This is a genomic window from Pseudomonas sp. MB-090624 (assembly GCF_003205245.1).
GTDB classification, from domain to species: domain Bacteria; phylum Pseudomonadota; class Gammaproteobacteria; order Pseudomonadales; family Pseudomonadaceae; genus Aquipseudomonas; species Aquipseudomonas juntendi.
Genome location: NZ_QJRK01000011.1, coordinates 61186 through 81936 on the forward strand (window position 1 = coordinate 61186; position 20751 = coordinate 81936).

General features: G+C 58.5%; 35 protein-coding genes and 1 pseudogene. 26 read left to right on the top strand and 10 right to left on the bottom strand.

Features of this window, described 5'->3' with window-relative positions:
• Nucleotides 1–657 precede the first annotated feature (657 nt).
• From DMX12_RS08245 to DMX12_RS08255, 3 genes are all read right to left on the bottom strand, one after another.
• A complete protein-coding gene (locus DMX12_RS08245; protein WP_110677051.1) occupies nt 658–1845 on the bottom strand; it encodes an ImmA/IrrE family metallo-endopeptidase in 1188 nt (395 codons plus the stop codon).
• Nucleotides 1842–2543 (bottom strand): hypothetical protein, encoded by a 702-nt coding sequence (locus tag DMX12_RS08250; protein ID WP_110677052.1) that lies wholly within the window; start codon nt 2541–2543, stop codon nt 1842–1844. Before DMX12_RS08250 ends, DMX12_RS08245 begins: the two co-directional genes overlap by 4 nt.
• A 295-nt stretch (nt 2544–2838) precedes the next feature.
• Complete coding sequence (locus DMX12_RS08255) at nt 2839–3165, bottom strand: DUF1654 domain-containing protein (protein WP_110677054.1); 327 nt, start codon at nt 3163–3165, stop codon at nt 2839–2841.
• 714 nt (nt 3166–3879) lie between these two features.
• Between DMX12_RS08255 and DMX12_RS08260 the strand changes: the two genes are divergently transcribed.
• The 10 genes from DMX12_RS08260 (at nt 3880) to DMX12_RS08305 (ending at nt 7973) form a co-directional block, all read left to right on the top strand.
• Nucleotides 3880–4662, top strand: a complete 783-nt coding sequence (locus DMX12_RS08260) for a hypothetical protein (protein ID WP_070085871.1) — start codon at nt 3880–3882, stop codon at nt 4660–4662.
• A 27-nt stretch (nt 4663–4689) separates the two neighbouring features.
• Entirely contained in the window at nt 4690–4869 is a 180-nt protein-coding gene (gene csrA, locus DMX12_RS08265) for a carbon storage regulator CsrA (protein WP_070085870.1), read from the top strand.
• A gap of 63 nt (nt 4870–4932) precedes the next feature.
• On the top strand, nt 4933–5238 hold the full coding sequence (locus DMX12_RS08270; protein ID WP_110677056.1) for a hypothetical protein: 306 nt from the start codon (nt 4933–4935) through the stop codon (nt 5236–5238).
• Nucleotides 5239–5301: 63 nt separating this feature from the next.
• Complete coding sequence (locus DMX12_RS08275) at nt 5302–5607, top strand: hypothetical protein (protein WP_110677058.1); 306 nt, start codon at nt 5302–5304, stop codon at nt 5605–5607.
• A gap of 127 nt (nt 5608–5734) precedes the next feature.
• Entirely contained in the window at nt 5735–6118 is a 384-nt protein-coding gene (locus DMX12_RS08280) for a response regulator transcription factor (RefSeq protein ID WP_110677060.1), read from the top strand.
• 17 nt (nt 6119–6135) lie between these two features.
• Nucleotides 6136–6474 carry a hypothetical protein gene (locus DMX12_RS08285; RefSeq protein WP_110677062.1) on the top strand — a complete coding sequence of 113 codons (339 nt, stop codon included), beginning with the start codon at nt 6136–6138 and terminating at the stop codon, nt 6472–6474.
• Nucleotides 6471–6983, top strand: a complete 513-nt coding sequence (locus tag DMX12_RS08290) for a single-stranded DNA-binding protein (protein WP_110677064.1) — start codon at nt 6471–6473, stop codon at nt 6981–6983. Before DMX12_RS08285 ends, DMX12_RS08290 begins: the two co-directional genes overlap by 4 nt.
• Before the next feature lie 2 nt (nt 6984–6985).
• On the top strand, nt 6986–7174 hold the full coding sequence (locus DMX12_RS08295; protein ID WP_110677066.1) for a hypothetical protein: 189 nt from the start codon (nt 6986–6988) through the stop codon (nt 7172–7174).
• Between the two features lie 81 nt (nt 7175–7255).
• Nucleotides 7256–7621, top strand: a complete 366-nt coding sequence (locus DMX12_RS08300; RefSeq protein WP_110677069.1) for a hypothetical protein — start codon at nt 7256–7258, stop codon at nt 7619–7621.
• The gene (locus DMX12_RS08305) at nt 7596–7973 is read left to right on the top strand and encodes a hypothetical protein (RefSeq protein WP_110677071.1); all 378 of its coding nucleotides are present in this window, start codon (nt 7596–7598) and stop codon (nt 7971–7973) included. Before DMX12_RS08300 ends, DMX12_RS08305 begins: the two co-directional genes overlap by 26 nt.
• Here DMX12_RS08305 and DMX12_RS08310 read toward each other — a convergent pair.
• Both DMX12_RS08310 and DMX12_RS08315 read right to left on the bottom strand, forming a co-directional pair.
• A complete protein-coding gene (locus DMX12_RS08310; protein ID WP_110677073.1) occupies nt 7963–8445 on the bottom strand; it encodes a hypothetical protein in 483 nt (160 codons plus the stop codon). The two genes, DMX12_RS08305 and DMX12_RS08310, sit on opposite strands and share 11 nt — an antisense overlap.
• Before the next feature lie 102 nt (nt 8446–8547).
• Complete coding sequence (locus DMX12_RS08315; RefSeq protein WP_110677075.1) at nt 8548–8745, bottom strand: hypothetical protein; 198 nt, start codon at nt 8743–8745, stop codon at nt 8548–8550.
• A 146-nt stretch (nt 8746–8891) separates the two neighbouring features.
• Here DMX12_RS08315 and DMX12_RS08320 point away from each other — a divergent pair, with 146 nt between their 5' ends.
• From DMX12_RS08320 to DMX12_RS08335, 4 genes and pseudogenes are all read left to right on the top strand, one after another.
• Nucleotides 8892–9305 carry a hypothetical protein gene (locus DMX12_RS08320; RefSeq protein WP_110677077.1) on the top strand — a complete coding sequence of 138 codons (414 nt, stop codon included), beginning with the start codon at nt 8892–8894 and terminating at the stop codon, nt 9303–9305.
• Between the two features lie 83 nt (nt 9306–9388).
• Nucleotides 9389–10168 (top strand): DUF2786 domain-containing protein, encoded by a 780-nt coding sequence (locus DMX12_RS08325; protein ID WP_110677079.1) that lies wholly within the window; start codon nt 9389–9391, stop codon nt 10166–10168.
• Nucleotides 10168–11040, top strand: a complete 873-nt coding sequence (locus DMX12_RS08330; protein ID WP_256598407.1) for a hypothetical protein — start codon at nt 10168–10170, stop codon at nt 11038–11040. Before DMX12_RS08325 ends, DMX12_RS08330 begins: the two co-directional genes overlap by 1 nt.
• A gap of 17 nt (nt 11041–11057) precedes the next feature.
• A pseudogene (locus tag DMX12_RS08335) lies at nt 11058–11980 on the top strand (DNA cytosine methyltransferase).
• Here DMX12_RS08335 and DMX12_RS08340 read toward each other — a convergent pair.
• Nucleotides 11952–12386, bottom strand: coding sequence for a hypothetical protein (locus DMX12_RS08340; protein ID WP_110677082.1), 435 nt, complete (start codon nt 12384–12386; stop codon nt 11952–11954). The pseudogene DMX12_RS08335 and the gene DMX12_RS08340 sit on opposite strands and share 29 nt — an antisense overlap.
• 47 nt (nt 12387–12433) lie before the next feature.
• Between DMX12_RS08340 and DMX12_RS08345 the strand changes: the two genes are divergently transcribed.
• Entirely contained in the window at nt 12434–13099 is a 666-nt protein-coding gene (locus DMX12_RS08345) for a hypothetical protein (RefSeq protein ID WP_146226819.1), read from the top strand.
• A 3-nt stretch (nt 13100–13102) separates the two neighbouring features.
• Here DMX12_RS08345 and DMX12_RS08350 read toward each other — a convergent pair whose 3' ends face one another.
• The 3 genes from DMX12_RS08350 to DMX12_RS29860 all read right to left on the bottom strand — a co-directional run bounded on the left by DMX12_RS08350 (nt 13103) and on the right by DMX12_RS29860 (nt 14813).
• A complete protein-coding gene (locus tag DMX12_RS08350) occupies nt 13103–13384 on the bottom strand; it encodes a hypothetical protein (RefSeq protein WP_070085858.1) in 282 nt (93 codons plus the stop codon).
• Nucleotides 13385–13674: 290 nt separating this feature from the next.
• The gene (locus tag DMX12_RS29440) at nt 13675–13932 is read right to left on the bottom strand and encodes a hypothetical protein (RefSeq protein WP_110677086.1); all 258 of its coding nucleotides are present in this window, start codon (nt 13930–13932) and stop codon (nt 13675–13677) included.
• Nucleotides 13933–14513: 581 nt separating this feature from the next.
• On the bottom strand, nt 14514–14813 hold the full coding sequence (locus tag DMX12_RS29860) for a hypothetical protein (RefSeq protein WP_083281675.1): 300 nt from the start codon (nt 14811–14813) through the stop codon (nt 14514–14516).
• A gap of 511 nt (nt 14814–15324) precedes the next feature.
• Between DMX12_RS29860 and DMX12_RS29445 the strand changes: the two genes are divergently transcribed.
• The 6 genes from DMX12_RS29445 to DMX12_RS08395 are packed head-to-tail and all read left to right on the top strand — an operon-like array spanning nt 15325 to nt 17076.
• Nucleotides 15325–15597 (top strand): hypothetical protein, encoded by a 273-nt coding sequence (locus DMX12_RS29445; RefSeq protein WP_070085979.1) that lies wholly within the window; start codon nt 15325–15327, stop codon nt 15595–15597.
• A complete protein-coding gene (locus DMX12_RS08375; RefSeq protein WP_110677092.1) occupies nt 15594–15803 on the top strand; it encodes a hypothetical protein in 210 nt (69 codons plus the stop codon). Before DMX12_RS29445 ends, DMX12_RS08375 begins: the two co-directional genes overlap by 4 nt.
• Nucleotides 15800–16111 (top strand): DUF551 domain-containing protein, encoded by a 312-nt coding sequence (locus DMX12_RS08380; protein WP_110677094.1) that lies wholly within the window; start codon nt 15800–15802, stop codon nt 16109–16111. The genes DMX12_RS08375 and DMX12_RS08380 overlap by 4 nt, the downstream gene beginning before the upstream one ends.
• A complete protein-coding gene (locus tag DMX12_RS08385; protein WP_110677096.1) occupies nt 16108–16500 on the top strand; it encodes a DUF2591 domain-containing protein in 393 nt (130 codons plus the stop codon). The genes DMX12_RS08380 and DMX12_RS08385 overlap by 4 nt, the downstream gene beginning before the upstream one ends.
• Complete coding sequence (locus DMX12_RS08390; protein ID WP_110677098.1) at nt 16497–16772, top strand: hypothetical protein; 276 nt, start codon at nt 16497–16499, stop codon at nt 16770–16772. The genes DMX12_RS08385 and DMX12_RS08390 overlap by 4 nt, the downstream gene beginning before the upstream one ends.
• 52 nt (nt 16773–16824) lie before the next feature.
• Nucleotides 16825–17076, top strand: a complete 252-nt coding sequence (locus DMX12_RS08395) for a hypothetical protein (RefSeq protein WP_139137832.1) — start codon at nt 16825–16827, stop codon at nt 17074–17076.
• Between the two features lie 16 nt (nt 17077–17092).
• Here the strand turns inward: DMX12_RS08395 and DMX12_RS08400 are convergent, their stop codons facing one another.
• On the bottom strand, nt 17093–17278 hold the full coding sequence (locus DMX12_RS08400) for a hypothetical protein (RefSeq protein ID WP_110677102.1): 186 nt from the start codon (nt 17276–17278) through the stop codon (nt 17093–17095).
• 68 nt (nt 17279–17346) lie between these two features.
• On the opposite strand from DMX12_RS08400, the gene DMX12_RS08405 reads away from it, so the two are divergent.
• The 5 genes from DMX12_RS08405 to DMX12_RS08425 are packed head-to-tail and all read left to right on the top strand — an operon-like array spanning nt 17347 to nt 20713.
• Nucleotides 17347–17844: a hypothetical protein gene (locus tag DMX12_RS08405; RefSeq protein WP_110677104.1), complete on the top strand. Its 498-nt coding sequence runs from the start codon at nt 17347–17349 to the stop codon at nt 17842–17844.
• A gap of 57 nt (nt 17845–17901) precedes the next feature.
• Nucleotides 17902–18822, top strand: a complete 921-nt coding sequence (locus tag DMX12_RS08410; protein ID WP_256598408.1) for a DHHA1 domain-containing protein — start codon at nt 17902–17904, stop codon at nt 18820–18822.
• 54 nt (nt 18823–18876) lie between these two features.
• Nucleotides 18877–19377: a hypothetical protein gene (locus DMX12_RS08415; RefSeq protein ID WP_110677106.1), complete on the top strand. Its 501-nt coding sequence runs from the start codon at nt 18877–18879 to the stop codon at nt 19375–19377.
• Between the two features lie 39 nt (nt 19378–19416).
• Nucleotides 19417–19662: a DUF4224 domain-containing protein gene (locus tag DMX12_RS08420; RefSeq protein WP_110677108.1), complete on the top strand. Its 246-nt coding sequence runs from the start codon at nt 19417–19419 to the stop codon at nt 19660–19662.
• 1 nt (nt 19663) lies between these two features.
• A complete protein-coding gene (locus DMX12_RS08425) occupies nt 19664–20713 on the top strand; it encodes a site-specific integrase (RefSeq protein WP_110677110.1) in 1050 nt (349 codons plus the stop codon).
• Nucleotides 20714–20751: the final 38 nt, after the last annotated feature.

The window sequence follows — 20751 nt, forward strand, 5'->3', positions numbered from 1 at the left end:
AGTTAACGAGCATGCAGCTCTGTTGCACGCTCCACTTGAAAGGGAATTTTATGTCGCGAATGATTTTGGCTGTACTTGGCTTTGCATTGATCCCCGCGGTTGGCGCTGCAGCATCTCTGCACGTGCCATCCGACTCCAAGGCCACCTACACGGTCTTGGACAGAGACACCTCTGGCAACGAGCGCACGATCACAACGAAGCGCGTCGGATCAAGCGGCACCTCCTATTCTCGCCGTCTCTACAATTGCGCAGATCGCACAGTTAAGTATCTTGGTACCGGCGAAACCCTGGAGCAGATGAAGTCCTCCAAGCCTGATCCTCGAATGGGTCCCATTGTGTCCGGCTCTATCGCCGATTACGTCGGCGCAGAAGCTTGCCGATAGGCTGAGCCCCTACCATGACCCTTACCAAACCAGCAACTGCACGGCGGCTCAAAGACTTGGCCAATGACCTGAAAGGTCAGCAGTCGAGCTAATGCAGATAGCGGTATGGCTGAGCCAGGCCGGGAGCGAACATGACGCCCAGGCAGTGATCAGGATCTGCCTGGTAATCCAGGCTAGGGAAGATCGGTTGGTGGGGTATTGGGATGACGTGAAGGTGGGGCGGATTGAAAGGGCGAAGGAGTGAACCCCTTCGCCTACTTATTTTCGCTGAGCGTTACTTTCGCCTAAACTCGATAACTGTTGCGCCATGCGACTGTCCCAGCCCACCCTTGAGCACGGGCACCGGATCGGAAACCGGTTTCAAATGGCCGGATAAGTATCCCGAAGATAGCCCACAGAGTTGCTCTATGTCTCCAGCAGGCATTAAGAGATCTCTCACAATATCAGTTTTACATTTTATATTGGCATCCAGAACAGCCTCGACAGCCCTAGGCATCAACCGAACAACTTCAACGGCACGCTCAGAATCAAAAGGCTCACCTTTAGACCAGCTACGTGCCGAGTAGCTTTTCCTGAGCCGAAGAGCTTCTTGCTCTGTGATGAGCCCTAATTTCTCAGACCGATAAATTATTGCTGCAACCGAAACCCCCCAGCGCTTTTTCAGAGTGAGAAGATTCTCCAATGATGGATATCTCGGCAACTCGACAGACAGCAATTCTTCTGGCATAAGCAAGCAGCTTGCAAAATAGTTTGCTTGCTTTTCAATTTCCTTAAGGTGCAACAAATCAAAGGTTTTGATATCTCTATGCAAAACCACATGACCCAATTCATGAGCCAAATCGAATCGAGACCTATAGTAATTGCATTTATCTATAGACAGAAGAATGAAGGGACGATTCTGTGATTCATCCCACTGGGACAGCCCATCCATCTTTGTGTTGCCCTGTTTGACATGGGCGCAAATTATACCTGCCCCCTCAATAGCCATGCTCAAGTCCTCGATGGGCGCTATCCCAAGATCCCAAAGCTCTCGGCATTTCAAGGCTGCTGCAGCAATATCTAAACCATCAAGCTCTCGATGATCCGAAACATTAACTGCAGGTAAGTTTAACTCTGGCCAGTCCAGCCACTGGGATAGGTAGGCTGCCGTTTCCTGAAGCCAAGACATTTTGGTTCCGGCCTTTCCGCGAAGGTCTCCGCTCGTGCTCGATAGTGTTCTATAAAAAACCGTAGATTCAGGTCTCTGATAAATCGGACGCGTAAACCAAGCGACTGGAAAACCCAAAACAAACGACAAAGACTCAAGTGCTTCCGACTCTGGAGAGCTGTCACCATTCTCCCACCTAGAGATTGATGACGATGACTTTCCAATGCGCTGACTCAGCTCAATTTTCGTCATGGACGAGAATACCCGAGCCTGCGTAAGCCGCTCTGGAACAAAGCCTGAAATTCCGACTCTCATGACCGCTCTCTGGTTACCGCTTCTTCAATTTCTTTAATTGCTTCTTTAATTTTAATCACGGCCTTGTCAGATTGTTTTTTCACGGTACGGCTCACTGCATCATCCATCGCTGGATAGCAGGAAATAATTTTCGAACAAGATTGAAGATAATGCCAGCCCGACAAATCGGAGAATGGTACCCCGACCTGCAAATCAACCATACTGCCCTGATCAAGATTTGCCTTTGGATTAACATTCACCAACAGCAACCCAAGTGTTTGCGACGGAAGCATATGTACAGTTGGTGAAAACAAGTCATGGGTTACGCCCTCAAGTCTCGCATTCAATGCAGCAATTAACGCTCGGTGTTTTGCTCCTCGCGGAATGCCACTGCCCTGATTGACCCCGATCCGCCCAAGCTGAAGCGGGCCTGAGCGAAGAGCAACGTAATTTTCCCCGGAATGGTCAGCTTTAAGGTCCAAGACCTCCAGGTTGCTGGCGTCTGCAACCTCCCTCAGGCTGGAACTCAATTTGTAGTGTCGAGCCTGAGCCAGCGCTCGCGGTAGCTCGTGTCGATGTATATTCAAAACGTTAACCAGAACGTCATGACTCATGCCGTACGCCGAATGCAGCACATCCGATGCTCTGACCCAAAACTCACGGGGAAAGTGAGCAACCAACAGGCTCTCCACCTCTGCCTGAATCTCTGATTTGTTCATATTTTGAGCAATCTCCGCAATCTGGATTTATTGCATTATTTTCTCCGTTAAGAGATCGTAGCATGACGATGCATAGTTCACCACCATCGTTTTATTTCTCCGCTAGCCCAGTCCACTAGGCCCGCCTGGGGCTTCTCCATGCTTGGCCATCCATCGTCCTTTGCCCTCCATCAGAGAGCCCGCCTCGGGGGGCTTTTCATACCTTCACGGTTTTTTCACGCCCTACCCTGCATCGCGAAGGCTCATCCGCTTCCCTTCGTTAGCCCGCATGGCAGTGCGGGCTTTTCTTTGGACGTCAGAAAGGCGCCTCCTCCTCAGCCTTCTCCTCTTCCCAGTCTTGGGCCACCACCAGGTCGTCCCGATCTTCAGCGCTCTGCGCCTCCCACCGCACCGTCACGCTCTCGTCGTCGTTAAACGTCAGGTCCAGCTCCGGCGTTTCAGCCAGCAACCCCACCACCTCCTCCCACTCAATGTCTCCATCCGTGTCCAGGCGATGGATTGTCACCCAGCGCTGAGACTGTGCAATGGGGTGATTGATCATCGACGAAACCCGCAGCCCGAGCCGCTCTACCCCGGTCATCTCTTGGCGTCCCTGTGGTGCCGTCTTTTTCTGCTTGGACATAAGCCATCTCCTTTACTGTATATCCATCCAGATATTGCAATGAGCATACATCACGCCTCGTGAAGCGTGAACCCGCCTCCTAGGGAAAATCCTCAACACACCCACAAGCAAAAACAAATCACAAAACGTGTTGACATAAAAAACACGATGCGTGATATTTGCATCAACACGCAGTCACTCGCCAGGGACTGCCGAGGCCACCAAAGCCACCGCTCTTTATACAACCAGACGTGACCACCTCGACGCACCCAGGCCATTACCTGGGTCGGGACAAGCTAAGTCGTCGGCCACGCAGCCTCTGGATAGCTGCCGGACTCCCACATGGAGGACGCCAAACCATGCGAGCCACCTGATGCGTAGCCAGTAGCTGCAGCAGGCAGTGGTGGGGAAACCCGGCGACGAGCATGGCGCGGATCAAAAACTACAGGAGGAATCTGCAAATGAAGTAGTGAGCCCAGCCGGAAAACGGACCGGCAACCCACGACGAGCTGCCCTACCCAGTAGGCCGCCGAGCTGCAGCAGGCTGTCGTGTAGCGAATACCTAACCCCATGACCACCCTGCCAAGGCCGATCAAAGCTAGGTGACCAGGGAAGCTCAAGGCCAGACAAAGGATCGGGTGAAGCCATCGGTGGTGGAGCTCGAGCAAGGTTTCACTGGCTGGCCTTCTCACGAGGGCCAGACGGGAAATCAACCAAACATGGATGGATCACCCAATGACTCAACAAACCCTTCAGCAGCTGCTTGTCGAGCGCGTCAGTATCTACGCCCAGTCGGATCGTGCGCGCGAACTAATCGACCAAGGCGTCGAAAGCATGTTCAAGGATGTGGTGAAAGACACTTTCCGTTCATATGGCGACTTCGGTAAATCCGTACAGGAGGCCATCAAGGCAGCGCTCCCTGCCAACGTCACCGACATGTTCGAGCTGCAGCGTTACAACGCTCTAGTTGCAAACGCCCTTCGCGAGCGATGGGAAGCCGCTGCGCTGCAGTCCACCGTGCTGGACCAGGCTGAGAAAGCAATCGCAGAGGTGATGGACGGTGAAGGACTGCTGAGCGGTGAAGTGTCGCTCAAAGAGTTGCTGGATGAGTTCGTAAGCGAGCACCGCGAGAAAGCCGCCGAGGAACACTGGAACAACCCCGAGATTCGCATCGAAGAAACAATGAGCGGGCGGTCGGAGTTCCTCTACATAGGCTTTGATCCAGAACCAGAAGATAGTCGCGCCCTGTCTTCCTGGCGCACTGAGCCTCGGGGGATCTACAGCTTGAAAAACTCGCTGCACCTTCACATCGTCGGCTCGCGCAAGACAGATGACCCGCATCGCCAAATTCTCCAGGTGGCCGAAGTCCTCAGTGCGAAGCTGGACGATAAACGGATAGCCGTGAACATGCGGATTCGCTCGAAATGGGAACGCATGCTGGCCTCGCTCTATTTCGGCAACGCCGTACTTCTCATCGACTGCGATGCAGACGAATTCAGTTACGGCTTTGACGACTGACAAAAACACCAACCAAGGAGCAGGACCATGCTGATACTCACCCGCAAAGTGGGCGAAACCATCGTGATCAACGACACCATCCGCGTGACGGTGATGCAGGTGAAGGGTGGCCAGGTACGCCTAGGCATTGAAGCACCGAAGGATGTGTCGGTGCACAGGCAGGAGATTCAGGAGCGTATCGATTTAAAAGCCGATGCGGCCGCCTGAACCGATTTCACTGGCTGGCCTTGGCAACAGGGCCAGAAGGGAAATCAATCCGAGGGCATCACCGTGAACAAAGAAGAAATCTACGACCAGCAAATCAGCCCGCTGATGCAGAAGATCATCGGCGTTTGCCGTGAGCACGGCATTGCACTGATCGCCAGTTTCAACATCGCCCACGATGGTGAAGGCCCGAACGGCGAAGACTGCTCCCGCCTGACCTGCACCTCCCATCTGCCTGATGGTGAAGGTGCTTTCGATGAGCGCTTCAGCAAGGCCGCCGTGGCGATTCAGCGAAGTGCATCGCATCACGTCGGCATGAACATCACCACGCAGCATGCCGATGGCACGAGAACGCTTACTGCGGTGATCTGATTTCACTGGCTGGCCTTGGCGACAGGGCCAGACGGGAAATCAACCGCCCTGGAGGGCAAGACGATGAGCTGCAGCTGCATCAGCGATGCCGTGAAGCTGGTTACGGACCAGCTCGCTGAGGAGGCGCCAGGATCAGGGCCTTTCTACATGCGCGCAGAGGGCCACAACCTTTCACTCGACATCGAGACCGGAAGGGCAACTCGCCGATTCTGCGTAGAAGTCACTGGCCACTACATGGCGCCGAAAAAGGCCGGCGGCATGAAGCGCGTGAACAAGACTGTTTCGGTGGTCGCCAATTACTGCCCGCTCTGTGGCAAAGCATGCACTGCCGACGCTCAGGAAGAGACAACCAGCGCCACGTCAGCCTGACGTTAACTGCCCGGTTCACCAGGTTCCCCATCACCAGGCCGCATCGGTCGTGACGTTCGCCCTCCCCTGGTCTGGGAGGTACGCGGCAGCGAGCGTCACGGCCAATGCAGCCCACCGAGGACATTTCATGGAAACGATCACTTGCGGCTCATGGATTGGCCAGCTCGGCAAAGCGCTGGCTCCCCGTGAGCTTGAAGCTCTGCTGTGGGTGGCTCAAGGCCTCACCACCAAGGAAATTGCCCGCCAGATGGCGGTCAGCCCGGGCACCGTGGCCAACCGCATTGAGGCCGCGCTCTTCAAGCTGGAAGCCGGTCGGCGCATCGAGGCGGTCACCAAGGCCATGCGCCAACAGATCATCAGCCCACTCTGCATCTTCTTCGCCTGCCTCATCGCTATGCATGCGGCGATCAACGACAGCGACCCGATGCGCCGCGACCGCCGCGCGCCCGAGCGGCGCACTGCCCAAGTTCGAATCGTTCGCAAGGCCGAGGCCTTCGAGCTCCACGCCTGACCACTGAGGATCAACTCATGCAAGCAGCCATCCAGAAAAGTCAGGGCGAACTCACCGCCCTCCGCCAGGAAGTGATCACAGCCACCGAGGCCTTCCGCAGCAAGTCACGCTTCTATGTCACGGCGAGCGGGAACGGCTGGGCTATCGTCTCGGCCGCCAACGAACGCGTGTATGGACGCAATAAAGACTATCCATCAGCCGTTCGCTACGCCCAGAGCTTGGAGCGCGCTATCGACGCCAAGACCTTGCCGGTGATTGCGGCCGTCAAGGTCAAACAGGTCGGTGAAAGCGCAACGCGCTGGGCTGCACTGTTAGGCCTGTGCCTTGTCCTACTGGCCGGAGCGGCGTCGTCATGAGCCGCGGGGTCAACAAGGTCATCCTGGTCGGCACCTGCGGCCAGGACCCCGAGGTCCGCTACCTGCCCAACGGCAATGCGGTCACCAACCTGAGCCTGGCCACCAGCGAATCGTGGAACGACAGGCAGACCGGCCAGAGGGTCGAGAAGACCGAATGGCACCGCGTGGTGCTGTTCGGCAAGGTTGCCGAGATCGCCGGCGAGTATCTGCGCAAAGGTTCGCAGTGCTACATCGAAGGAAAGCTCAAGACCCGCGAATGGGAAAAGGACGGCATCAAGCGGTACAGCACCGAGGTGCATGTCGACATCAACGGCACCATGCAGCTGCTGGGTGGCAGGCCGGATAACCAGAGCGGCGGCCAGCAGCGCCAGTCTCAACAGCAACGGCAGCAGCCTCGCCAGCAGCAGCGCCAGGCGCCGCAGCAGAACCAGCAGTCGGCACCGCCTGACTATGAAAACTTCGACGACGATATCCCGTTCGCCCCGCTTCACCATCTCGCAGGTGCATAGCCATGCCGCTCGCAACCATCCTCGACATGCTCCAGCGCCGGAAGGAACTGGAGCAGAACCTGCAACTGCTGTTCAACCGCAGCTGCCAGTGGAGCCGCGCCGAACGTGTGCGCGGCGCTGCCACCATCGAGAACCTGACCCAGCAGCTGTTCGAACTCACCGAGCAAATCGACGCGGCGCGCGCGGCATGAGGCGGATCAACAACATGGTCCGCCAGCGCCGGAGGCAAGAACAGTTCCACCTGCCGCCCAGCGGCCTATCGGAGCACAGACATGCAGAAAGCACCTTCTGGAGTGGTAACCCTGCCGGCCTGGCTGAATCGGCCGGTCAAGAAGCTTTACAACACCCGCAGCGGCGGCCAGTACCGGCCTGATGATGTGGCCCTGGCCTTCGCCCTGAGCCTAAGCATGCACGACAGCGCCGACCACCTGCGCAGGCTCGCCTGGCGGCTGGTCGACAAGGTCTGCCTGGAGCATCAGCCGAACATGAAGCGCCTGGCCCGCGAGCCGGACGACGCCAAGGTTTTCGACGCAGCGCTCAAGATCATCAACCGGGTGTGCGACCTGCTGGAGTACGCCCCGGGCACCCGCTTTGTGCGCAATGGAGGCGATGATGGCTCTGACGCAGCAGCAGCGTGACGAGCGCCGGCGCGCGAAGGCCGAGCGGCTGCAGGAAGAAGACCTGCGCTTGAAGGTTCGACCAGGGACTAAACAGGCCCTGCTGGAACTGATGGAGTGGGCCGGGATTGAGGAGCAAGGCGAGGCGATGACGCTGATGATTCATCGCCTGCATGAGCTGACCAGAGACAAAGCTGCGAAACTGCTCAAACCTCCGCGCCACACGATTGAATTGAGCCCTTCTGTGGTGCGCAAGCTCGACCAGTTCCGACTGAGCCGCGAGCTGCGCACCCCTGGCCTGGAGCTTGGCGATGATCCGGATGATACAGGCTTGCTAGTCATCAATTGCCCGACTGAAACATTTAGACCATAAGCGGCCCCAGCTTATCCCTCGCCTCCTCCGCTGCTCGAATAATGTGCCGCTTCAGGTATATGCGATGCATCCCGAAGAAGAAACAAATGTCATCTGCATGGACTGACTCCTGCCGACAATCACCGATCTGAGCGAGGCAACCAGAACCAAAAATAACGTTAAAGCTCGCCTTTGCACCATTATCCAAATAATGATTGTCACTGTCAGGGTGGCAGAGAGCATCCCTTACAAACTTGATCAATCCGCTTACATCCGGAACCTTGTCTCTTTGGTCAACGTCATCTGTGAAATCGATGCGGGTTGCATACTTTTCGGTTTTGTACATCAGATCACGCAGCGAGATCAGTAGAGCAACAAAGGACGGTCGGAAGAAAGGTGATCTCGTATTCTTTGGATCAAAGATTCCCGAGTTGATGATCTGCTCGATAGTCTGGAGCGAATTTTGGATATCGCCTTTGTCGTAAAAATCCATAGATCCCCCTGTCGACCCCATGCCGGACACCCGTAATACCCCATCCCAACCCAAATTGCCACCATGCTACCTATGGCGATCGTCTGTTACCTACTCCCGTAATCAAGGAGAGGACTTTTTCCAGCGGTAGCAGTACGACATGAATATTTCTGTCGCGGCGTCTGCCAGGGACTGAAGCCGCTGCAGCTCTGCATAAGTGTCTTCTCCAAAAGGCCAGTGCTCTTCGAAGTATGTGTCTAGGGCCTCAAGTGCTTCGTTGCGTTCAGCCAGTAAGCCTTGGGCAGTGTCGTAGTTCTGCATTTTGGTTCTCCTGCGGCTCTATGCCGCCCACTTGTAATACCTCATTCGGAAAGCGCCGCCAAATCGGCTCATCTTTTTTTCGCATTAAATTGCAAACCACCATGCCGCATCCGGCCACGGAGGGCGGCTCATGCATGGAGAAAGCCATGAGTAACTACAACTGCGACTACGTTCGCCGCCATTACGACGTGCCGGCCGAGATCGGGCGCCGCGTGATTGCCAACGGTGAGCCAGGCGTGATCATGGCCGATCGCGGGCACTACATCGGCGTCATCCTCGACAGCGATCCGAAGAAGCGCATCCGAAACTACCATCCCACCTGGGAAATGCGGTACGGCGAGATGGCCGACACGCTGCCGCTCAAGCAGTGGGAAGTTCTCACCAATGGCATGTACGACTGGGATGACGTTCGGTACATGCTGGGCGATGCGCGCCACTACGTGCAGCGCGTGTGGGCAGCGACCCGCAGCCAAGCCAAATACCGGGCCTATCAAGAGCTGGCCGAGTGCTTCAACGACGACGCCACAGCAATGCTGACCTTCAAGGTGCGCGCCGCCTGACCCGCGCTGCCCGCCAGCGCCTTCCCCTATTCAACGATAACGCCGACCCGGCGAGGGCGGCGCCTGCACGCAAGGACAACGACATGACCGAACAGCAGCACGACGAAAGCAAGCTCGAGCGGGTCATCCGCAAGATCAAGCGTTGCCTGGCCCTTTCCAAAAGCTCGAACGAAAACGAAGCCGCCACGGCAATGCGCCAGGCACAAGCGCTGATGCGCGAGTACCGCCTCACCGAACTGGATGTCCGCCTGAGCGATGTGGATGAAGTCCAGTCGGAGAAGTCCAGGGCGAACCGCCGGCCAACCTGGGATCGACACCTAAGCGGCATCGTGGCCAGGGTGTTCGGGTGCCGACCGCTCTCTTATAAGCACTGGTGCGAGTCGTCCGGGCGAATGGTTGAGCGGGCCTTGTTCGTAGGTGTGATGCCGGCCCCGCAGATCGCGATGTATGCCTACGAGACCTTGCTCACCAAGCTGACGCAGGCTCGCCGCGACTACGTGGCCTTGGTCAGGAGTGGCAAGCGCCGCAGCGCCTACTCCCCCGAGACAGCCGGCGATCACTTCGCAATCGCGTGGGTTTCAGTGGTGCACGGCAAGATCCATGAGCTGGTGCCGCAGGGTGAAGAAGATCCAGCCATCGAGCAGTGCACTAGTGGGCACGACCTGGTTCAGGTGGAAAGCCAGGACAAAGCGCTGATCGAGCAGTACCTGGGCGGCCGCGAGATTGGCAAGCAGCGCAAGTCCGGGCCCGTAGAGCTCGACATGGCGGCTCAGATTGCAGGAATGCTCGCGGGGCAGCGCGTTCAGCTCAACCCAGCCATGGCGCATGGTGGCGAGGAACAGTTCAGGCTGGGAAGCTCATGATGATGAACCCCTACCAGATCACTGGGCCGGCGCAGATCGGCTTCAGTGGCGGACGCAGTTCCGGGTACATGCTGTACCACATCCTCGAAGCGCACGGCGGCCAGCTGCCCGAAGAGGTTCACGTCACCTTCCAGAACACCGGCAAAGAGCGGGACGAGACGCTCGACTTCATTCGGGAGTGCCAGCGCCACTGGAACGTGCCAATCACCTGGCTGGAGTTCGACGGAGTGTATGGCCAGGGCCTGAGCTGGAAAGTAGTCAGCCACGATACGGCCAGCCGCAACGGTGAGCCCTTCGACCTGATGCTGCAGTACTACACTGACTATCGGCGCGAGAAAAAGGGCGAGCCGCCCATACTGCCGAACCCGGTCAACCGGATGTGCACGGACCGGATGAAGATCAAGGCCAGCACCTGGTACATGCGAGATGTGGTCGGCCTGACCTCATGGGACGCGGTTATTGGTATCCGGGCGGATGAACCCCGGCGTTACCACCGCATGATGGCGGCGAACGAAAAAGGCGGTAACCGGTGGGAGAACGTGACACCCATGTATCACGCGGGCGTGCTGAAGGCCGACGTGAACGGCTTCTGGGCGCGCCAACTGTTCGACCTCGGTATTGACTCCGACCTAGGCAACTGCGATCTCTGCTTCCTCAAGTCACCCGAAAAGATCATCCGGGCAATCATCGAGAACCCTGAAGCGGCCCGCTGGTGGATCGAGGCGGAAGAGCGCACCGGCCAGGTTTTCCGCCGCGACCGACCCAACTACAAAGCAATGGCCTGGATGGCTGACCAGCTGGGACGCCAGATGCCGCTGGACCTAGACTTCGCCGAAGACGAAGACCTCATCGACTGCATGTGCGGCGACTGAACCGCTACGGAAAACCAATGACAACAGCAATCGACCTGTTCGCCGGCCTTGGCGGATGGAGCACCGGCGCGCGCGCCGCAGGCGTCCAGGTTCTCTGGGCGGCAAACCACTGGCCGGTGGCCGTTGAATGGCACAGCGCCAACCACCCCGACACGCAGCACGTCTGCCAGGACCTGCACCAGGCCCGGTGGGAGCAGGTGCCTGCACACGACGTCCTGCTTGCATCGCCCTGCTGCCAGGGCCACGCCAAGGCCCGCGGCAAGAAGTCGGGCAACCCGGAGCACGACGCATCGCGCTCGACGGCCTGGGCCCCGGTATCGGCGCTGGAGTTTCACCGGCCACAAGCGGCGGTGATCGAGAACGTGCCGGAGTTCACCGCTGGGTGCTCTACCCTGCCTGGCTTCAAGCGGTGCAGGCACTGGGGTATCAGGCGGCACCGCACATCGTGGACTGCGCCGACCTCGGCGTACCTCAGCATCGAGTGAGACTGTTCATGGTGCTGACTCGCAGCAAGGCTCCGCTGATGCTGCAGCTTCCGCGAGAGCGGCATGTGCCGGCAGCCAGCTTCCTCGACTTCGACGGCGGGCGGTGGTCGCCCATCGACAAGCCGGGCCGGGCCCAGGCCACTCTCGACAGGGTGCGCAACGGGCGCCAGCGCTTCGGCGAACGGTTCATCATGCCCTACTACGGCAAAGGCTCCGGCACCACCGGCCGCGACATCAACCGGCCGATCGGCACCATCACCACCCTGGACCGCTGGGCCTTGGTCGACGGCGACCGGATGCGGATGCTCAGCGCCAGCGAGGCCCTGGCCGCCATGTCGTTTCCGGCAGACACCCTTCGGCCGGACAGCCACCGGCTGACCATGCACATGGCTGGCAACGCGGTACCGCCGTTGGCGGGCCAGCGGGTTATCGAAGCGCTGTTGAAAGCTGCATGATTACAGTAGTTGGCTGGACCTTTACCATAACCAAGTCTCCGTAAGCCCAAATTAGTGAACCGGCGATCGCCAGCCAAAAGATAAATTTTTTAATCCAAAATAGCGGCCTGATGAAAATCAGGCGCAACTGATTAATTTCAGTCGATCCAAGACCGCGCGGCGACATGAGCTCTATAGCGTTTGCAGCTTGCTCCTGTGCCGCGAAAGCAAATACCGCAGTAACAGCACCACTACGCATGAACCAATCAGGCACGCTTCGCCCATCAGGCATCAGAACCCCAAACCAGCCGCCGAGTGGCGCTAAGAGGGCGATCAAAGCTAGGACAATTGCAAGCGCGAGCCCAGGGATGATTGCCCACCTTGTCATGACCTTGTGATCGACCTGATTCGGCTTCTCAAGGAACATTCGGACCTCCCAATTCAAAAAACGGAATATATCGCCGAGGTATCCCCATGCACACAGAAAACCGATCCAGCAACACAGAGATGGTCAGCGTGCCCCCATACATAGGCTCGGAGCCGCTGGTTGGACGTTACTACCCCGCCCAATGCCGCCGTTGCGGCTGGGTTGGCAGCTCCGAAGAGTTGACCGAGGATGATGCGCAGTGCACACGCGACGTTGGCGATCGTCTGTGCCTGGGCGACTGCGATGAACTTGAGCGCCATGATCTGCTGAACATCATCCAAGCCATGGCAGCCACGCAGCCCCACCCCGAGCCAATAGCCTGTATGGTTGGTACTGCCTTCTGGTGGACCAAAGAAGAGGCAGAGAGGGATGCGGCGGAGACTGGGCTGCCGATTGTTGGCCTGGGGCCTATGCCTGACACAGGCACTGTTGATCAGCTCTCACAGATCATTCGAGACCTCAACGACGAGCGTGACGGGATTGGCGCCGAGGCTGGCAGGCTGCGCGCCCAGCTGGCCGAGCGGGATGCGCTGCTGGGTGCGATTGCAGGGTGGACAGCCGAAACCCGCGCAGCCGTGCTGGAGGCATTCCAAGACGAGCTGAGCGAGAGCGCCAGCTACGCATGGTATGACGCCGCGATAGCCGATCTGATGAAACTTATCGAGCCCCTATCCGCCAGCGCAGAGCCGAGCGAAGTGGCTTGTCGCATCTGAGCTTCACGCCCGGCTCGCCGCGTTCTGCTCCACCCAGCTCGTCGCACGCTGCAATGCCCAAACCATCGCCGCAGTCATGGTTTGCCCTTGGCAATCTAAGTGCTGCTCCTCGACAAGCAGCACCCCTCGTTCACCATAGATACCGAAAAACACCTGCGTTTTGCGATCAGGCGACAGCCTGGCCTGGATGTTGATCAGCGCCCCACAAGGTAAGCGCTCGTCCAGATTCCTGAAGTGAAGATTTGGATTCACCCAGTCCCAATAAACGTCTCCGCGTTGACGCATGACCACCTCTCCAATGGCAGTAGCTGTCCATGGAGTCAAGATAGAGCAGGTCGTCTATTTTTTCTAAAAAAAATGAACTTTTACAATACTTACATACGGCCCAGCAGAACTGGGGCGCTCAGGAAGGGTTAGGCTGGGTATGCACACGCCGCGTAGAGTGCACTGCCCCTTGTACTGGAGGCCTTGTTCGGGCGCAAATAGGCACACCATCGCCAACGCCCCTTCATCGGGTCGGGCGTGCATATATGAATTGATCGCTAAGTGATCTGTGGTGGACTCCGAGGAGATCACTACTTAGATAGTGGTCCTACAGCGAGACGATCTCTTGCACGAGCCCCACTTTGAAAGGCTTCAGCCTCTACTGGGGTATCGACAGACTCCGCATAGGCAATCCAGCGCTCGAACGCCGCCCGATGTGCTTCGCAAGCAGCCTTCCAGCCCGCGCCGCCAAGCCTGCCGTAGGCGACCTCCTTCATTGTTGAGGAGGTCAGGGAGTCGAGCTCCCGCAGCAGCTTGTACGCACGGTACCTTTTTTCAATGTCCGGCATGGTCAGCCATCCTAAGAATGTGCAAAGCAACAGCCTTTCGTAGTCTTATACCCAATGGACAAACAACTCCGTCAATCATTCCATTTGGATTGAGCGAAATCGGTTCTCGCACAAGCGATGACCGCCCCCTGTAATCCACCCAGCTGTAACCCCTCTCCCCTCTATTCACTGCCGCGATATGGCGGCCAGTTCGGAATGATATTGGCTGCAGGAGCCTCTATTTCGGTAGGCTGAGCTAGCCTATGAAGGCAAGGGAGACGTAACTACGGAGTGCTGATAGGTAGTAAAGATAAGCTGATCACCGTACCGCTCGACGTGCTGGAAGCAGCGCTGGAGGAACTACCGGAAGGAAGCGCAGCAGCGGTACGGATACTGAAAGCGCTGGAAGAAACACCGTCGAAGGAGCCAGTGGCGTACCTCGCCCAACGCCGAGACGGGAAGCAAGGCGGCAGGTTTTTTGCCACGCAGCCTGGGCGCCATTACGATCCCAAGTTCTACCGAGGCCCTATCCCAGTGTACGAAGGGCCTGTCAGGTGACGGGGCGGGTTGGTCCGTCGCTTCGGGCCAACGCTTGTAACATCTCACCCGGATGACACCGTCGTTCTTGCTGCAGACACACCGTCAACTGCGATTTTCCGAGCCCGCCCTACTCCCCACGCCATCGCACGAGTCATCGACTCACCTGGGCGAGAATCGAAAGCCTCTTCATGGAGCGCAGAGCCGCCCGGGGCATACACACCGATGAACATCTGCGTGCTGCCGGTTCGCGACAGTCGTACCTGAACATCAATAAACGTGCCGTCATCGAGAGTTTCGTCATGCTCCCGATGGTGGAGTGTGGGATCCGCCCACCGCCAGTAAACATCTCCACGAATTCGCATGTCGCCTCCTACGACCGAAGTCTTTTGTGAATGGCAAAGACCACCATAGCGAAGCGGTGCAGCTGCACAACTGGCAAAGGCTGAACTGTGAACTGAATCGGACCAGCGGCCAAAAATCCTCTACAGATTCAATAATTTGTACAACTTACTGCCGCGATATGGCGGCCAAGGAATAACCGTGTCCGAGAAAAGTGGAATCACCCTCAACCGCGCGGCACAGGATGTCGTGCTCGAGCGCCAGCGGCAGGTAAGCAACAAAGGCTATTCGCTGTATCGCGATGACGGTAACACCAGTGGCGAACTGGCCAGGGCGGCGAGCGTGTACGCACGTCTGGCAGGTCAGCCTCGCACCATGAGCACAGATTGGCCGTGGGCGCCGGAGACATTCAAGCCAAGCGCAGATCGCCGGCGCGACCTGGTGAAAGCTGGTGCACTGATTCTTGCGGAGATCGAACGCCTCGACCGCCAGAGCCTGATCAAGCCCGCAGTTGTGCGCCGTGACGAATACGGGATGTTTCAGCACCCTGAGCTGCCCGATTTCGACGAGGTCGACGTCGAAAAAAGCAAGGCTTGGGTCGCCCAGCAGGGGCTGGAGGTGGTCCGAGTCGAACTGGAAACCGACGCATCGGAGGACATCGCAGAACGCTACTTCGAGTCTGGCGACCCCGATTGCAGCTACTGGGAACCCAGCAAGCCAGATGGTGAAGGCTGGTTCTGCCTGGCCATCTACGACACCGACGACGGGCCATCATGCTGGTGGGGTCGCCGGGTGGTGACGCCATGAAGCGATCCCAGCTTTTCTTCTACACGTTTGCCGTCGTAGCCATCCTGGCGCAGACCTTCTGTGTGGGCATGTTTGTAGGGCGCGAGACGAAACCGTGCAAGCTGCAGGTCGGCAACCAGCGCCTGCTCTCCCCGCACGAAACACAACCCGAACCTACACCCGCACTGGCGCCTGGGCGCTGGATTGATGAGAGGTATCAGCTGTGAGCGAATGGACAAAATGCAGCGACAGGCTGCCGGAAACCCCAGTCAACTCGGACACCACGTTCATCGTTGCGGTCTACCGCAGCCGAACCGACAAGACCTACGTGTTCGCAGCGGAATGGCTGAACGAGAAGCTGCTCAATACCGATGATGACGAGCAGCCTGAAGAGGGAACACCATTTACCGGCTGGTATTCGCTCGAGCCGCACGACGACTTCGATGAATACTGGAGACCGCTTATCGATGCCGGATCGGGTGATGAGGTCACTCACTGGCAACCAATGCCTTCACCGCCGGGCACCCAACCATGACCGACCTGATCGAAGTGAAGGCGGCAGACCTGGTCGGCGAGGCGCTTGGGTGGGCAGTAGGCATGGCCGAAGGCCTGGAGCTGGAACTCGAGCCCCCGCACTACAACACCTCCTGGCGGGTGTTTGCCCGCCACCGCTACACCGTGACCGAGCAAGCCAAGCGCTTCAACCCGTGGGAAGACTGGGCGGTGGGCGGACCGCTACTGCAGAAGCACAACGTCAGCCTGCACTGCCCGCAGAAAGATTGGGACTACTGGGCAGCCTGGATAACCGAAAACGGCAAAGACGTTGCCCAAGGGGCTGATTTTCCATTGCCGGCGGCGTGCCGGGCCATTGTCGCACACAAGCTCGGCGATACCGTCCAGGTGCCGAAGGAGCTTATGCCGTGAACCGAGAAGCATTGAAAGCGCTGGCTGAGCGGGTGATGAACGACCGTCGATTCTGCTGCGACGAACAACACAGGTTCCTGGCTGAGGGCGTAAATGAGCTACTCGCAGAGAACGAGGCTCTGCGCAAGGATGCCAAGCGCTACCGATTCGTTCGCAACCCCATTGGAACCAGGTCACCGCTGGCTATCTGGAACGAGGGGAGAATGCCCCTGTTCTGCGCGATGGCTGATGCGGTCGTTGACAAGCTCATGGCCAAAGAGGCCGCTCAATGAGCGCCCTCGCCTACATGGTCTACCTGATCTGCAGGGGGCCGCGATGACTGACATGAGCAAGATCTACCCGCACATGACGGAGAAGGAAGAGCAAGAGCACTTCCGGCAGCTGCTAGCCGAGGATGAGCGCCAGCGCATCGCCCAGTTCGCGCAGCTTAAGGCCGAGGAAAATCATACCCATTGTCGCGACTGTGGCCGATTCGTCGACAAGAGCCGCTGGCTACTCAAGACCTCGGCTTGGGCGCAGCGCGGCCAGCGCCCTCTATGCGCGCCCTGCTTCGCCGAATACGACTTCGACTATTAACCCCTTCCCCTACAACTCAAGCCCGCCGGCGTGCCGACCAGAAGTGCGTCACGGCCAGCAAAACTCCAGGTATGGCCATGCCAAGACCGCTGTAGATAAAGGCAGGCTGGCCTGTCATCTGCCCACTGAAAGCGAACCCGACGCCAGTTGATATCAGGGTGACTGCTGCATAGCCCCACGGCTTTCTTGTTTCCTTGGCCATATCGCTCCTCCTCTTGAACCCCGATTAAACCACATGAGCCCACCGACATGCGCGCGCGAGGATTACCTATGTCCGCAACCAACCGATTCCACCAGCTCGCCAACGATGCGCTGGTGATGATCAGCGAGAACCTGCAGCCAGGCGCCAAACTGGCGCTGGTGATCTACACGGCAGGCAAGCCAGACCTGGATATCGTCCTCAAAGACCGCGGCCTCGACGTCGATGAGGTCGTGAACACCCTACGCCGGCGCGGCGGCCTGAGCCTCGATGGTGACAACGCCTACAAGCGCGGCCTTTGCGACGTGATCGTGGGCTCCTTGGCGTGCGGAAAGCAGAACACCAACCCGACACCGCTCAATCACTGGGGGCAGCAGTTCTGGGATATCGGTCGGGCCGAAGGCGCGCAGCAAGAAGAGCTGGTCCATGCCCTGCGCCTGGCGCGCAAAGAGCTAGACGCCTGCCAGCGTGTTATCCACTACGCCGGCGGATTCGACCCGGCCTACGTCAACAACTCCCAGGCCGCGATCAAGGTCGCCGACGCGGCTCTTGAAAAAATTCCTGCCTAACCGTCACCCTGCCATTAATCAAATGCCCGCCATCTGCCGTGCGGGTAAGGAAACTCTATGTCTGAACGCAAAACGATGTGCATCTACCACGGCAACTGTGCTGACGGCTTCGGTGCCGCCTGGGTTGTCCGCAAAGCCCTGGGCGACCAGGTCGAGTTTGTCGCCGGTGTCTACGGCCAAGAGCCGCCAGACGTTGAGGGCAAGGACGTTATCATCGTCGACTTCAGCTACAAGTACGAAGTCATGGCGAGGATGAGCTGGAAGGCCCACAGCATCATCATCCTGGATCATCACAAGTCGGCGGCCGAGGACCTGGGCAAGTTCCCGCCCTTCCATGCAGGCGTTCGGCTCGATGGCCGGCACGCCGACGGCACGGTCGCGCTGGGCTGGGAAAGCGCTCACAGCTTCATGCAAATGCAGAACGCACCGGCCATCGCCTGCTGCTTCGATATGAACCGCAGCGGCGCCATGCTGGCCTGGGACCACTTCTTCCCCGGGCAAGAGCCGCCCATGCTGCTGCGCCACATCGAGGACCGCGACCTCTGGCTGTTCAAGCTGGACGGCACCCGCGAAATCCAGGCGAACCTGTTCAGCTACCCATACGACTTCGAAGTCTGGGACAAGCTGATGGCGGCCGATGTGGAAACCCTCCGCTCGGACGGCGCCGCGATCGAGCGCAAGCACCACAAGGATATTGCCGAGCTGGTTGCCGTGATGAAGCGCCGCCTGGTCATCGGCGGTCACGATGTGCCCGTGGCCAGCCTGCCGTACACGCTCACCAGTGACGCCGGGCACCTGATGGCTCAAGGCGAAGCGTTCGCCGCGTGCTACTGGGATACGCCAGATGGCCGCGTATTCAGCCTGCGCAGCACCGACGAGGGGCTGGATGTGTCGGAGATCGCTAAACAGTACGGCGGTGGCGGCCACCGAAACGCCTCCGGTTTCCGCGTGCCGTTCGGCCACGAACTCACCAAGTAATCAACGCGACGCCAACAAAGCCCGGTGGTAGCGACCGCCGGGCGAGGATGACCTATGCCCGAAAACACCGACTACAGCATGTCGCCAGCGGACGCGCTGATCATCGCCGGTATCAGCCAGCATGGCCTGGATATGCGCCGCACCATGGTGAAAGCCCTATGGCGAGAGCACGGTGCGGCGAAGCTCGCCGAGATGTTTGCTCAGTTTATTGGCATGGCCAACTCTGTTGCTGCCAATTGTGCAGAGATGAGTGACATGGTCCTCATCCATGAGTGCGGCGTTCACCCCGACAAGTTCGACAGTGTGAACTTGCCGACCATCCTCGGAGCCTGCCAAGGCGTGCAGATCGCAAGCAAGTGCGACCCGGCCGGCGCATGCCAAGGCTGCGCCTATCGCCTGGGATCCATCGCCAATCAGTCGCCCATCACCACCAGCGACGCAGAGTTCATGGCGCACGACCGCAAGGGCTTCATGTGCCACGCCGACCTCGACGAACGCGGTGAACCACTACGGGTTTGCGTCGGCCACGCAAAAGCCGCCAAGGCGACCACTTAAACACCGACCTGCCGCCACCGGCGGCGTGGAGACCATCCCATGGAAACCGAGATCCTTTCGGACGAAGAGCTGGTGGCGATCACCGGTTACAAACCCCGGGCGTGGCAGCGCCGCTGGCTCACAGAAAAAGGCTGGCACTTCGTCGAGAGCCGCGGCGGCCGGCCACTGGTGGGCCGCCAGTACGCCCGCCAGAAGCTCAGCGGCATGGTGATCGACACCGTGCCGGTCGCAACAGCGCCTCCACCAGAGCCCGCCTGGACCCCTGATTTTTCCCGAGTGAAGTGAAATGCGCCCACGGAAGACCGAGAATCGCGACCTGCCACCAGGCATGTATCGCCGCAAGAGACAAAAACCCAATGGAAAGGTGTGGGAGGCCCTGTACTACCGGGACAAGTCGGGCAAGGACATCTTCCTCGGCAATGACTTGGTGAAGGCCAAGCTGAAGTGGGCGGAGCTCGAGGCCAAGTCGGTACCGAAAGAACTGACCACCATGAAGGGGATCTTCGACGAGTACCTGCTGAAGATCATCCCGGGCAAGGCCGCCAGGACCCAAAAGGACAACATCTACGAGCTCAAGCAGCTGCGCACTGTGTTCGACTCGGCTCCGATCGACGCCATCACCCCAGCCATGATCGCGCAATACCGAGACTCGCGGTCGGCGAAGACCAGGGCAAACAGGGAAATCGCCCTGCTCTCCCACGTCTTCAACACTGCGAGGGAATGGGGGCTGACCACCCGGGATAACCCATGCCTAGGCGTAAGGAAGAACAAGGAGAAACCGCGCGACTTCTACGCCAACGAAACGGTGTGGGAGGCGGTGTACGAGGAGGCTCCACCGGAGCTGAAGGATGCGATGGACTTGGCGTACCTGACGGGCCAACGGCCATCGGACGTACTGTCCATGCGGAAAGACGATGTGGAGGGAATCTACCTGCTGGTCAGCCAGGGCAAGACCGGCAAGCGATTGAGGATCGTGCTGGAAGTGGATGGAGTGAAGAACAGCCTGGGCCTGCTGCTCGAGCGGATCATGCGCAGGACCAGCGACCACCTATCGCCGTTCTTCATCGTCAACGAGCACGGCAAGCGCATGAGTTGGCCAATGTTGCGCAATCGATGGGCAGACGCCCGCGAGGACGCAAGGGTGAAAGCCGAGGTCGAGAAGAAACCGGACCTGGCCAATCGAATCGCCCAATTCCAGTTCCGCGACATCCGACCGAAGGCAGCCTCGGAGATAAACGACCTGAGCGATGCAAGCGTACTGCTCGGCCACTCGAAAGAGGGAATTACCGAGCGCGTTTACCGTCGAGTCGGAGCCATCGCCAAGCCTTCCAAATGATGAAGTTTTGGGACTGGCATCAAATAGTTTTGGGACTT